The following is a 12,575-nucleotide window of genomic DNA, read 5'->3' on the forward strand; positions in this document are numbered from 1 at the left end:
AATCAGCCGCTGATCAACGCCAACCCGATGACACCGAGAATGTAGAGCACGACAACGGCAAGGGAATCCACACCCATCCGCAACCATTGCCGCTGTGGGCGAAATATCAACCCGGCCATGTACACCACGGTCAGCAGGCCCGCGAGCGCGGTGAGATAGATGTCGCTGTGATGGGCTAAGGGTAGTACGGCTGAACCCGACAACAGCGTCGCGAACAAGAACAGAACCGGCAGGAATGCGTTGCCACCGAAGATGTCGCTCATCGCCAACTTGTAGTCACCCATGCGCGTCGACGTGAGCCCCGTCGAGAGTTCAGGCAGCGCGGTGGCCGCCGCAAGCACCGTGGCCCCGAACACCACCCCCGACATACCCCACCGGCCGAACACCTCCTCGCCGCTGCGTTCAATTACCACACCGGCGATCAGCGTTGCGGCCGCCGCGGCGGTGAAAACGAGCACCGTCCGGGCAGTGCTGACACCTTTTTTGCTGGCGGTCTTTTCCTTCGTCGTCGTCGAGTGCCCGGTGGGCTTTTCTTGACTGTCGGGCGCATGGCCGGCTTCCTGCCATGGCAGCCCTCGCCCGGCGCGGCGGATCAACATCAATCCGACCGCCCACACGATGGCGATTAGCACGACACCTGGAGTCAGCCGCCAGGCGATCAGTGAACGCGGCAGCTGTGTGGACATCACCACGATCACCAAAAGCGCCACCACCAGCCCGGCCTCGAGTACGAGAGTGAGCGAGGCGGCCAGATACGTCAGGGGCTTACGCGGCCGAGTACCAGCAGCGTCCAGCACAGCGAGCACGACGGTCTGGATCGCAATGCCTCCCAGGATGTTGCCCACCGCCACGTCGAGCTGGTGGGCCAGCGCGGCGCTGGCGGTTATGGCGATCTCAGGCAGGTTAGTTGCGATCGCCAACAAAATGACGCCGCCGAGCGCCGAGCCCAGATGCCAGCGTTCGGAGAGGACGTCTGTGCTATGCGACAACGTGATTCCGGCAATCCATATCACGGCGGCACACGCCACAAAGATCGCCACGAGCGCTAGCGAGGGCAATGATGTCATCGGCAGGCTCGCGTCCGTCGGCGGGCGAACCGGTGCATCGCTATTGGCTCCTCGATAATTCGGCTTTGGCATGCGGGCGGCACAGAAATGGGCCGGCCATCGCACAGATATATTGCCCACTGCCCGCTGAACTAACCCGGTCGAACGTGCCTCCCGGTCAATCGGACGCCGTACCAGCGGCGGTGGCCGAGCATATGCAGCGGCAACGTGGGCCGTTCTGCCGCAGTGACGGTGAGGGCATGTATAGCGCCAGTCCCAGGCGGGAACAGTTTTATTGCTGGCGCACTGCTGGTGCTGACGAGGCAAGCAGGCCAGCCGGCGCAGCGTCGGCACGTCAGCGAAGAAAGGGTGGAACCGCTATGTCTGGCTCGTCGATCACCGCGCCACGCAAACAACCGGGCGAGATGCCAAGCGATGTCTCTGATCAGTTGTCGATCTTCGATCGTTTCGCGTCTAAGGTCAGCTTGTGGGTGTCGCGGGCGTGGTTCTTCTCGTTCTGTGTCCTGCTGATCATCGTGTGGGCGCCGTCTTATCTTGTGATCAAGCTCAACACCTGGCAATTGATCATCAACACCATCACCACGATCATCACGTTTCTGTTGGTCGCGTTGCTGCAGAACACCCAGTCACGAACCGACCGCGCCACCCAACACAAACTCAATGCGCTTGCCGACGCGCTCTGGGATTTGATGGGAGAGCTGGGACAGCAGTATCCCGAACTGAGGCGCCACCGCGACGAGCTAGCCGCCGCAGTCGGACTGGAAACCCGTGAGGGCTCGGGTTAGCCCCGCCCGGCGGCTGCGGCGCCGACTGGTCTTGAGAGCCGCGAAGTGGTGAGAGGGGCCAATTCCTCAGGCGACCCTCAGCGATGTCGATGAATGCAGCCGCTCTCATCGGAGATGTCGGTGAACGTCGCGGTCGGGTTCTGATACGCGACGCTTTTGGCCAGGATGTCGAGCCCAGCCCAAAGTTTTTGGTGGTGCGCTCTACAGTCTCACTGCACCAGTGATTGCGCCCCGTGGTCATGCCGGTTGACGATCCAGCGCAGCGTACGAAGTCACATCGACGCCAAGTGTGCTGGGTCGGCGAGGCGCAAGCCTCTTCGTCGGGAACCGGTTCGCTGGATGGCCGGTGTTGCTCGACGGCATCGGCGACCGGGACGCCGTCGGGGAGCTGCGCGTTGTCTTGCATGGCCGCAAAAACACTCGGTGTGCGTCAGCTGTGAACCGCCCCCGACCAGCGTGGCGTCCGGAATGCGAATAGAGTGAATCAATTTTACGAAGAGTCGATCGCTGTCCCGTTAGGCCGAATTGAATCCGGGTAAGTGGTTCTCATGGCGCGATCTGATGCCGTCCGTTCGGTTTTGGTGTGGCACGTGCACGGGTCGTGGATGGAGTCGTTCGTCGCTGGGCGTTATCGCTGGGTGATTCCTGTGAACGACGACCGCGACGCCTATGGGCGCGGCTTGTGTGGTCGCAATTGGCCACGCGCGCAGGAGGTTCCGTCGTGGCGCCTGCGTGACGAAGACATCGACCTTGTGGTGTTGCAGCGCCCTCACGAGATCGAGCTGGCGACACGTTGGCTCGGGCGTCGGCCCGGCATCGACGTCCCTGCTGTCTACGTCGAACACAACACGCCACGACCCTTCGCCGTCGACAGCGTTCACCCACTCGCGGCGCGTGACGACATTCAATTGATACACGTCACCGACTTCAACTGCTTGATGTGGAACAACGGCGTCGCCCCCACCGGGGTGATCAATCACGGCATCGCCGATCCCGGCCACCTCTATACCGGCGAATTGCCTGTCGCGGCAACCATGATCAATGAACCGTTGCGGCGCGGGCGCACGGTCGGCACCGATTTGCTGGACGAACTGTCGATCGCCACGCCGATCGACGTGTGGGGCATTGATACAGAAGCGCTATCTGGCAACGGGCGTGTGCGGGGCAAGGGCGACGTGCCGGCGCCGCGGCTGCTGCACCAGGTGGCACGGCGCAGGGTGTATCTGCATACCGCTCGCTGGACATCGCTAGGCCTATCCCTGATCGAGGCCATGTACCTCGGCATGCCGGTGGTGGCGGTCGCGTCCACGATGGCGCCACTAGTGGTGCCGCCGGAGGCCGGCGTGGTCAGCGCGGACGTCACCACGCTGGCGCACGCCCTCGAGGGGTTCGTCACCGATCGTTCGGCAGCTGCGGCGGCGGGCAAAGCGTCCCGTGACTTCGCCATGGCGCACTTCGCGCTCGAGCGGTTCCTCGCCGAGTGGGAGGACGTCATCGACACCAGTTGCGAGAGGGTCTGAAAGGAGGATTGCCGTGAAGATCGCCATGGTCTCCGAACACGCCAGTCCGTTGGCGGTGCTGGGCGGCGTCGACGCGGGCGGCCAAAACGTCCACGTCGCCGAACTGTCAGCGGCGCTGACGCGGCGCGGCCATGCCGTGACCGTCTACACCCGTCGGGATGATCACGACCTCCCCGAACGTGTCGAGATGCCGCAGGGTTACACGGTTGTTCACGTGCCGGCCGGCCCTCCTGAACGGCTGCCGAAGGACGAATTGCTGGCCCACATGGGCCCATTCGCTCAGTTTCTGGATGCGCAATGGCGCGCCGATCGGCCGGACGTCACGCACGCCCATTTCTGGATGTCGGGAATCGCAACCCAATTGGCGACACGGCACCTCGATCTGCCTGCGGTACAGACCTTTCATGCGCTCGGCGTCGTCAAGCGTCGGCACCAGGGTGCCGACGACACCAGCCCCCGGGAGCGACTGCGCCTCGAGGCCATGGTCGCCCGCAGCGCGACCTGGGTCGCGGCGACGTGCACCGACGAAGTCTTCGAGCTGATGCGGATGGGCCGGTCGCGCGCCCGGATGTCGGTCGTACCCTGCGGGGTGAATCTCGACCACTTCACGCCCGATGGGCCGACGGCACCACGTGGCGAGCGGCATCGCATCGTCAGCGTCGGAAGATTCGTCCCGCGCAAGGGTTTCGACACCGTCGTGCGTGCGCTGCCGGCGATACCGGGCGCCGAACTCGTCATCGTCGGGGGCCCTGAAAAGGCCCAACTGGCTTCAGATCCCGAGGCGCGCCGACTGCGAGCGCTGGCCGCCCAACTGGGCGTTGCCGACCGGGTAAAACTGTATGGATCCGTTGCGCGCGAATACATGCCGGCGATCTTGCGGTCCGCCGATGTTGTCGCGTGCACCCCGTGGTACGAGCCGTTCGGCATCGTGCCACTAGAGGCGATGGCGTGCGGTGTCCCGGTGGTCGCCTCCGCGGTTGGCGGCATGATCGACACGGTCGTGCACGATGTGACCGGGCGGCTCGTGAAACCGAAGAGCCATACCGAAGTGGCCGACGCGATCAATGACCTGTTGCACAACGACTTCCTGCGGAAGGGCCTGGGCGCGGCGGGCCGGGATCGCGCCAAGGCGCGTTACTCGTGGGACCGAATCGCCGCCGACACACTGCGCATCTACGACCGTCTGGTGCCCGCGGCCCAAGAGCCCGCGAATCAGCAGGCGACCGATCTGTCGTCACTTTCGTCCGGATGACGGGCTCACTGCGACTCCAGTGCCGTCAGCGCGCGCTCGACACTGACAGGCAACCGCTTGCGCTCGTTGACGACGTCCGGCAGGCGGGCGATCGCCTCGGCGGCCGCCCGCGCATGCTCGCGATCACGAAGCGCGGCCCACAGCAGCGCGGCAGTTGCTCTCATGCACCGCGTCATCGGGCGACGAAGCCATGTGGTCAACACCGCATTGCGCATCTGACGGGCGTTCTGCGTCGCCGTGCTGGCGCGGTGCGCGGAGGGCTGGTGAATGGCGACGAGGTCCCGGCAGTAGCACAAGTCCCACCCGAGCGCGGCGAGATCCATGGCGAGCAGCTGTTCCTCGCCGCGGAAATGCAGGATGCCGCTGAAGCCGCCTGCCGCCTCGAATGCCTGCTTGCGCACCATCGACGCACAGCTCATGAATCCGAGCACAGATGGGCCGGGCAGGCCGGGCCGATGCCCGAGCGCGCTGTTTGCCAGCAGGGCGCAGAAGGGGTCCTCGCGGCGTTGCGGCCAAACGATGGTGCGCGCTGCCAGCAGGCCCAGCGTCGGGTGGCGATCGAAGAGGTCGGCCCCGGTCGCTGGTGCGTCGGACATCCACCACGAGTCGTCGTCGCAGAACGCCACGTACGGAGTGCGGGCCGCAGCCACACCGACGTTGCGGCCAACTGCTCCCCGGTTTTCGTTCAGCTCGATGACGCGCAACCTGCCACCCGACGTCGCAGCGATCCGATTCATGATGGCCACCGAATTATCTTGAGACGCATTGTCCACCACAATGATTGGGCACGGTGTGCTGTCGAGCAGCCTGGCCACCGTGGTCGCCAGCTCGTCTGCGCGATCACGGCTGGCAATGACGAACGAAATGCGGTGCGTGGCATCCATAACGGGGCCGACTACCCGCCGAAACGGAGGGCAAACACCGATGCGTGAACTCCGACGGGTCATGGTCACGGGCGGCGGGGGCTTTCTCGGCGGCCAGCTGTGCGAGCGGTTGCTCGAGTCAGGGGCGGAGGTGATTTGCGTCGACGATCTGTCCACGAGTGCACCGACTGCGGCGGATCGGCTGCGCGGACGGCAGGGTTATCGGTTCATCCGCCACGACATCAGCCATTCGCTGATCGGCGGCCCGACCGACGTCGACACCGTATTCCATTTGGCCTCACCGGCGTCTCCGGTGGATTACCTGCGCATGCCCGTGCAGACGATGCGCACCGGCGCACTGGGCACCGCGAACGCGCTCGACATCGCCGAACGTGCCAACGCCCGCCTGGTGCTTGCGTCGACCAGCGAGGTGTACGGCGATCCGCTGCGGCATCCGCAACCGGAAACCTATTGGGGCAACGTCAATCCCGTCGGCCCGCGCAGCGTCTACGACGAGGCGAAGCGGTTCGCCGAAGCGTTGACGTTCGCGTATCGGCGGGCGCGCTCCGCCGATGTCGGCGTGGCGCGGATCTTCAACACTTACGGTCCGGGGATGCGCAGCGATGACGGGCGCATGGTGCCCACGTTCTGCAGTCAGGCGCTCGCCGGACAGCCGATCACCGTGACCGGCACCGGTCAACAGACGCGGTCACTGTGTTATATCGACGACACCATCGATGCGTTGGTTGCGCTCGCTCAATCGGATTTCGCCGGACCGGTCAACGTCGGCAACCCGACGGAGCTGTCGGTGCTGCACATCGCCGAACTCGTCCGTGACCTGGCAGGCAGTCAGTCCGCGATCCGTTTCGTCGCTGCCGCGGAGGACGACCCGCAGCGGCGCTGCCCTGACATCACGTTGGCTGGCGAGCAGTTGGGCTGGCAACCCCGGGTGGGCTGCCGCGCCGGGTTGGAGCTGACCGTGGACTGGTTCCGTACCCAGCGACGCCCACAGCCGTCGGCATCTGCTGCGCTGCAAGGAAGTTAGGAGATATCGGGTGCGAATCCTTGGAATCAACGCAGTTTTCCACGACCCCGCCGCCGCGGTGGTTGTTGACGGCCACATCGTCGCTGCCGCCGAAGAGGAGCGGTTCTCCCGGCGTAAGCACGGTAAGCAGGCGGTGCCGTTTTCGACGTGGGAGCTGCCGATCCAGTCGGCGCGGTGGTGTCTCGAGCAGGCCGGCCTGCGGCCTTCTGATCTTGACGCGGTTGGCTATTCGTATGACCCGCGGCTGATGGACGACACGACCGCCGACCTCGACGGGCTCGACCGCGATTGGGAGTACCTGCGCACGATGTATGCACAGCGGGCCCCGCGGTTCCTGCAATCAGCGCTGCCCGGCCTCGATCCGGGAATCGTGCGGCACGTTCGGCACCACGTCGCACATGCGGCGTCCAGTGCGCTGGCCTCACCTCACCCCGACTGTGCGGTGCTGGTTGTCGACGGCCGCGGTGAGCGCTCCTCGATGCTGGCGGGCACCTATCGGGACGGCAAGATCGACGTGCTGGCCACGCAGTCGCTGCCGCACTCGCTGGGTCTGCTGTACGAGAACCTCACCGAACATCTGGGTTTTCAGCGATCAAGCGACGAATACAAGGTGATGGCGATGGCGTCCTATGGGACGCCGCGTTTCGCTGACAGATTGCGCGAGCTGGTTTACGCGTGTGGTGATGGCGGCTTTCGGACCGAACCGGTGGATTGGCAGTCGTTCGGGCCACGCGGTGAGCATAACGTCGACTTGGCGTGCAGTGTGCAGACGGTGCTCGAGGAAGTGCTGCTCGGCCTGGTCCGTTGGCTGCGACAGCGTACCGATGACGAAAAGCTCTGCCTGGCAGGAGGAGTGGCACTCAACTGTGTGGCCAACTCCAAGCTGTACGCCGATGGCGGCTTCACTAATGTGTGGGTGCAGCCGGCCGCGGGCGATTCGGGCACCGCGCTCGGCGCCGCGCTGGCGCTCGCCGGAGAAGCCGGTGAGTCGATCGCCCCGATGCCGTCCGCTCAGCTGGGTCGCGGGTTCTCCGATGAGGAGATCGAGGCGACGCTGCGCGAGGCGGCGCTGCCATATGAGCGGCCGTTCGATTTCCCGGCGACCGTCGGCGACGCCCTGGCTGAGGACCAGTTGATCGGCTGGTTTCAGGGTCGCGCGGAGTTCGGGCCGCGGGCACTTGGCGGACGCTCGCTGCTTGCCGACCCGCGGCGGGTCGAGAACCTCGAGCGACTCAACACCGTCAAGGGCCGCGAACAGTTCCGCCCGGTGGCGCCGATGGTGCTCGCCGAACGAGCCGACGAGATCTTCTCGGGCGGCCCGATTCCGAGCCCGTACATGTTGTTTGTGCACGACGTCGTCGACGCATGGCGGCCGAAGATTCCCGCTGTCACCCATGTCGACGGCACTGCGCGAATCCAGACTGTCGACAAGGCCAACCCGGTGCTGCACGCCACCATCGCTCGGTTCGCCGAGCGTACGGGTGTGCCGGTTGTCGTGAACACCAGCTTCAATACGTCGGGCCGTCCGATGGTGGACAGCCCGCGCGACGCGCTCGAATGTTTCGGCAGCGCACCGATCGACATGCTGGCGATCGGTCCCTTCATCGTGAGGCGGCCCAGGTGACCGACTACACCGTCGTGATACCGACCATCGGACGCGAGTCGCTGTATCGCCTGTTGGCTGAACTCGACGGCTCGGCCGGTCAGCGGCCGTCGGCGGTGATAGTGGTCGATGACCGCCCCGACGCGATCGAGTCGTTGCACGTCGAAACGAGCCTGCCCGTCACGGTCTTGCGCAGCGGTGGCCGTGGACCGGCAGCGGCGCGCAATGTGGGTTGGCGTGCCGCGCGCACGTCGTGGGTGTGCTTTCTCGACGATGACGTTGTGCCGCAACCTAATTGGTTCGCCTCGCTGACTGATGACCTGGCTGAGGCAGAGGGGTCCGGGGCGGCCGGGTCGCAGGGCGTCATCGAGGTGCCCCGGGTGGCCGGCCGCAGGTCAACCGATGACGAACGCCGCACGCTGAGGCTGGCCGAGGCGAAATGGATCACGGCCGACATGGCTTACCGGCGTTCGGACCTGGTGGCGGTCGGGGGATTCGACGAGCGCTTCCCCAGAGCCTACCGGGAAGACTCGGACCTGGCACTACGGATCACGCTGTCCGGCGGCAGCATTGTCGGGGGCAAGCGCCGCTGCAGCCACCCCGTTGCCCCGGCGACGCTGATGAGTAGTGTGCGCGCGCAGATCGGCAACCGGGACAACGCGCTCATGCGCCGCAAGCACGGTAGGGCATGGCGTGCGGCCATCGGCGAAGGCCGCGGGCGGCTTCCCTTGCACGCACTGACATGCGCAGCGGCCGTTGCCGCCGTGTTGGCGGCCTGCGCCGGTCGGTGGCGTTTGGCCAGGGTGTGTGCCGAAGGGTGGGCCGCGCTGACCGCCGAGTTTGCGGGGCGCCGGTTCTGGGCGGGCCCACATACACCCACCGAGGCCGCTCGAATGCTGTTGACCAGCATCCTGATTCCGCCGGCCGCGGTCATGCACCGGATCCGAGGGGAGTGGACGTTCCGATCGGCGCGCGGTGACCCGCCCCTGGCCGTGTTGTTGGACCGCGACGACACGATCATCGAGGACAGGCCGTATCTCAACGATCCCGCCGGGGTGCAACCGGTGCCCGGAGCGCTTGACGCGTTGGACCGGTTGCGTGACCGCGGATTGCTCCTAGCCGTTGTCACCAACCAATCAGGGGTGGCGAAGGGACTCATCACACCGGATGAACTGAAGGAGGTCAACGCGAAAGTCGATGCGATGCTGGGCCCGTTTCACTCCTGGCAGGTATGCATACATGGCGACGATGACGGCTGCCGATGCCGAAAGCCTGCGCCGGGAATGGTGGAGGCCGCCGCCGAGGCCCTCGGTGTTGACCCGGCCCGCTGCGTGATGATCGGTGACACGGGCGGCGACGTCGAGGCCGCACTGTCGGCACGCGCGGACGTGGTGCTGGTACCTACCGAGCGGACCCGGCGTCAGGAGATCAGCGAGGCCAGGGACCGCGCCAGGGTGGCCGCCACGCTGGAGGATGCGGTGTCGCTCGTGCTGAAGGACTGCCGGTGAATCGCGCACTGGTGGCCAGGCTCGACAGCGCCGGTGACGTTCTGATCACTGGTCCCGCGGTGCGAGCGGTCGCGTCGTCACACGACGGTGTGACTTTTCTGGCCGGGCCGCGCGGGCGCGCCGCGGCAGAGCTGCTACCCGCGGTCGACGAGATCATCGAATGGCAGGCGCCCTGGGTCGATTTCGATTCCGCGGAACTCACAGCGACACACGTCGAGTCGCTGATCAAGCAGTTGCGCGACGTCGCGCCGAAGCGGGTGTACATCTTCACGTCGTTTCATCAGTCGCCGCTGCCGCTGGCGCTGATCTGCCGGATGGCGGACGTGCCGTGGGTCGGCGCGATCTGCGAGGACTACCCGGGGACCCTGCTGGATCTGCGGCACCACGTGGAGGCCGGGATACCCGAACCGTTGCGTGCGCTTTCGCTGGCCCGCGCTGCCGGCTGCGAGCTGCCGTGGGGCGACGACGGAATGCTGGCCGTGCGCGAACTCCCGCCGCTGCCATTCGACGTCTCCGAAACCATCGGTGGTGCACCGTTTGTCGTGTTCCACCCCGGAACTGCGGTGCCTGCGCGCAGACCGACTGCGACACGCAGCGCGCAGATGGTGGCCGCGCTCGCCGCGGCCGGCCACCGCGTTGTCGTCACCGGTGCTGAATCCGAGCGCGAACTGACCGCCGCGGTCGCGGGAGCGGGCGGGATCGACCTGGGCGGTCAGACCACATTCGCAACCCTCGCAGCGGTCTTCGCGGCGGCCGATGTCGTCGTCGCGCCGAACACCGGACCCGCACATCTGGCCGCCGCGGTACGTGCGCCCGTGGTGTCGCTTTTCGCGCCCGTCGTGCCGGCGTCGCAGTGGAGCCCATACGGCAACGACGTCATCCGGCTCGGAGACCAGGATGCCCCTTGCCGGGCGTCCCGTGCCCGCAGCTGTCCGGTGCTCGGCCACCCCTGCCTGGACGGCATCGCCGACGCGGAGTTGCTTGCAGCAGTCGATGAATTGAGAGGCAATCATGATTGAAACCCACATCGCCGCGCTGGCTGACGCGGTAGATCACATCGGTGTCGAAGCACCTCGCCTGCAATCGTGGGGCGCGCACTTGGCCGAGGTGCTGACCACGGGCGGGCGGCTACTGGCCTGCGGTAACGGCGGCAGCGCCGCGGAGGCGCAGCATCTCACCGCTGAATTAGTCGGCCGCTTCCGCGACGAACGAATGCCGTTGTCGGCCATCTCATTACACGCCGACACGTCCGCGCTCACCGCGATCGCCAACGACTACGGCGGCGACGAGATCTTCGCCAGAGGGGTGCGCGCCCACGGTCGACCGGGAGACGTCCTGGTGGCGCTGTCCACCAGTGGCACCAGTCCCAACGTGCTGTGTGCGGTCAAGGCCGCCCGCGAAACAGGTTTGCTCACCTGGGCGATGTCCGGGCCTGCGCCCAACCCCTTGGCAGCCATGTGCGACGACGCGATCTGCGTGGACGCGCCGACTACCGCAACCGTCCAGGAGATTCATCTCCTTCTCGTGCATGTGTTGTGCATCGCGGTCGATGACGTGCTGGTTGGAGCGGGCCGTGTCTGAGCCGCTGGTCATCGTCGGCGATTCGATGCTCGACGTCGATATCGAAGGCGATGCAACCCGGCTCAGCCCGGAGGCGCCGGTGGCGGTCGTCGACACAAAACGGATGTGGCGCCGCCCAGGCGGCGCGGGCTTGGCGGCGGTACTCGCGGCACGCCTCGAATCCGACGTGAAACTGATCACCGCGCTGGCAGACGACGCCGACGGGCGAGCACTGACAGACCTTCTCACCTCGGCGGGTGTCGACGTGGTTGGGCTGTCGTCGTCCGGTAACACCTTGTGCAAGACCAGAATTCGAGCCGCAGGCCAGTCGATGCTGCGATTGGACCGCGGTGACGGGACGGCGGCGCATGGGCCACTGCCCGACCGGGCGGCCGCGCTGCTGCGCCGGGCAAAGGCGATCTGCGTAGCCGATTACGGGAACGGCGTCACCGCCCATCCAGGCATCCGGGAACAGCTGGAAGCAGCGGCGAAGCGGGTACCGGTGGTGTGGGACCCGCATCCCCGCGGCACCGCTCCCGTCGCCGGCTGCTGGTTGGTCACTCCGAATGAAGCCGAAGCCGAAGGGCATTCGGCCGAATCGCTTCGCAGCCAATGGGATGCCCGAGCCGTGTGCGTCACGTTGGGAGGAAGGGGAGCGGTGCTTGCCACGGCCGAAGGCAATACGAACATCCCGGTGCCATCGTGGCCTGCAGGCGGCCGAGGAGACACCTGCGGTGCAGGAGACCGGTTCGCGGTGGCCGCCACGATAGCGCTGTGTGCGGACGCGGATGCGAATGCGGCGGTCACCTCGGCAGTCACCGCGGCCAGTCGCTTTGTCGCCGCCGGCGGCGCCACTTCAGTCTCCACTGCTGCGACCCTCGAAACCCCGCAACCTGCAGAGGAATTCGACGCCATCACCGGCGACATCGTGACCGTACGTGACCGGCTGCGCAGTCGGGGCGGCACGCTGGTCGCGACTGGAGGCTGCTTCGATCTGCTGCACACCGGCCACGTGCGACTGCTACGCCAAGCCCGCCAGCTCGGTGACGCGCTTGTGGTGCTGCTTAACTCCGACTCCTCGGTGCGTGCATTGAAAGGTCCTCGGCGCCCGGTGATGCGCGCCGAGGACAGGGCGCGGGTGTTGTCCGCGCTGGCGTGCGTCGACGCTGTGGTCATCTTCGACGAGAGCTCGCCGGAACGGGCCTTGGAGCAGCTACAGCCCGACGTGTGGGTCAAGGGCGGTGACTACACCGAGGCGCAGCTGCCCGAAGCCGCGGTCGTACGTGCTAATGGCGGCGAGGTAGTGCTTCTGCCGACCGTCGCTGGTTACTCGTCGTCGAACCTGATCACCGCCGCGCGATCGTAGTGAAAG

11 protein-coding genes are annotated in these 12,575 nt (G+C 66.2%); 9 read left to right on the forward strand and 2 right to left on the reverse strand.

All coding sequences use genetic code 11. From position 1 onward, the window contains the following. Nucleotides 1-2: 2 nt before the first annotated feature. Nucleotides 3-1,067: a sodium:calcium antiporter gene (locus GGC64_RS30875; protein ID WP_192726370.1), complete on the reverse strand. Its 1,065-nt coding sequence runs from the start codon at nt 1,065-1,067 to the stop codon at nt 3-5. A 359-nt stretch (nt 1,068-1,426) separates the two neighbouring features. Here GGC64_RS30875 and GGC64_RS30880 point away from each other — a divergent pair, with 359 nt between their 5' ends. The 3 genes from GGC64_RS30880 (at nt 1,427) to GGC64_RS30890 (ending at nt 4,624) form a co-directional block, all read left to right on the forward strand. Further along, on the forward strand, nt 1,427-1,852 hold the full coding sequence (locus GGC64_RS30880; RefSeq protein WP_225952651.1) for a low affinity iron permease family protein: 426 nt from the start codon (nt 1,427-1,429) through the stop codon (nt 1,850-1,852). A 548-nt stretch (nt 1,853-2,400) separates the two neighbouring features. After that, nucleotides 2,401-3,372, forward strand: coding sequence for a glycosyltransferase (locus GGC64_RS30885; RefSeq protein WP_192726371.1), 972 nt, complete (start codon nt 2,401-2,403; stop codon nt 3,370-3,372). Nucleotides 3,373-3,385: 13 nt separating this feature from the next. Beyond that, nucleotides 3,386-4,624, forward strand: a complete 1,239-nt coding sequence (locus GGC64_RS30890; protein WP_192726372.1) for a glycosyltransferase — start codon at nt 3,386-3,388, stop codon at nt 4,622-4,624. 5 nt (nt 4,625-4,629) lie between these two features. Here GGC64_RS30890 and GGC64_RS30895 read toward each other — a convergent pair whose 3' ends face one another. Continuing rightward, nucleotides 4,630-5,508: a glycosyltransferase family 2 protein gene (locus GGC64_RS30895; RefSeq protein ID WP_192726373.1), complete on the reverse strand. Its 879-nt coding sequence runs from the start codon at nt 5,506-5,508 to the stop codon at nt 4,630-4,632. A gap of 40 nt (nt 5,509-5,548) precedes the next feature. On the opposite strand from GGC64_RS30895, the gene GGC64_RS30900 reads away from it, so the two are divergent. From GGC64_RS30900 to GGC64_RS30925, 6 genes are read left to right on the forward strand one after another with little or no spacing between them, the layout of a single operon-like run. Then, nucleotides 5,549-6,532, forward strand: a complete 984-nt coding sequence (locus GGC64_RS30900) for an NAD-dependent epimerase/dehydratase family protein (protein WP_192726374.1) — start codon at nt 5,549-5,551, stop codon at nt 6,530-6,532. 10 nt (nt 6,533-6,542) lie between these two features. After that, the gene (locus tag GGC64_RS30905) at nt 6,543-8,156 is read left to right on the forward strand and encodes a carbamoyltransferase C-terminal domain-containing protein (protein ID WP_192726375.1); all 1,614 of its coding nucleotides are present in this window, start codon (nt 6,543-6,545) and stop codon (nt 8,154-8,156) included. Then, entirely contained in the window at nt 8,153-9,643 is a 1,491-nt protein-coding gene (locus GGC64_RS30910) for an HAD-IIIA family hydrolase (protein WP_370582433.1), read from the forward strand. The genes GGC64_RS30905 and GGC64_RS30910 overlap by 4 nt, the downstream gene beginning before the upstream one ends. Further along, nucleotides 9,640-10,662, forward strand: a complete 1,023-nt coding sequence (locus tag GGC64_RS30915) for a glycosyltransferase family 9 protein (RefSeq protein ID WP_370582434.1) — start codon at nt 9,640-9,642, stop codon at nt 10,660-10,662. The genes GGC64_RS30910 and GGC64_RS30915 overlap by 4 nt, the downstream gene beginning before the upstream one ends. Next, a complete protein-coding gene (locus GGC64_RS30920) occupies nt 10,655-11,224 on the forward strand; it encodes an SIS domain-containing protein (protein ID WP_192726377.1) in 570 nt (189 codons plus the stop codon). The genes GGC64_RS30915 and GGC64_RS30920 overlap by 8 nt, the downstream gene beginning before the upstream one ends. Further along, complete coding sequence (locus tag GGC64_RS30925; RefSeq protein ID WP_370582435.1) at nt 11,217-12,569, forward strand: PfkB family carbohydrate kinase; 1,353 nt, start codon at nt 11,217-11,219, stop codon at nt 12,567-12,569. The genes GGC64_RS30920 and GGC64_RS30925 overlap by 8 nt, the downstream gene beginning before the upstream one ends. Nucleotides 12,570-12,575: the final 6 nt, after the last annotated feature.

The sequence above is a fragment of the Mycobacterium sp. OAS707 genome (assembly GCF_014873705.1).
Classification (GTDB): domain Bacteria; phylum Actinomycetota; class Actinomycetes; order Mycobacteriales; family Mycobacteriaceae; genus Mycobacterium.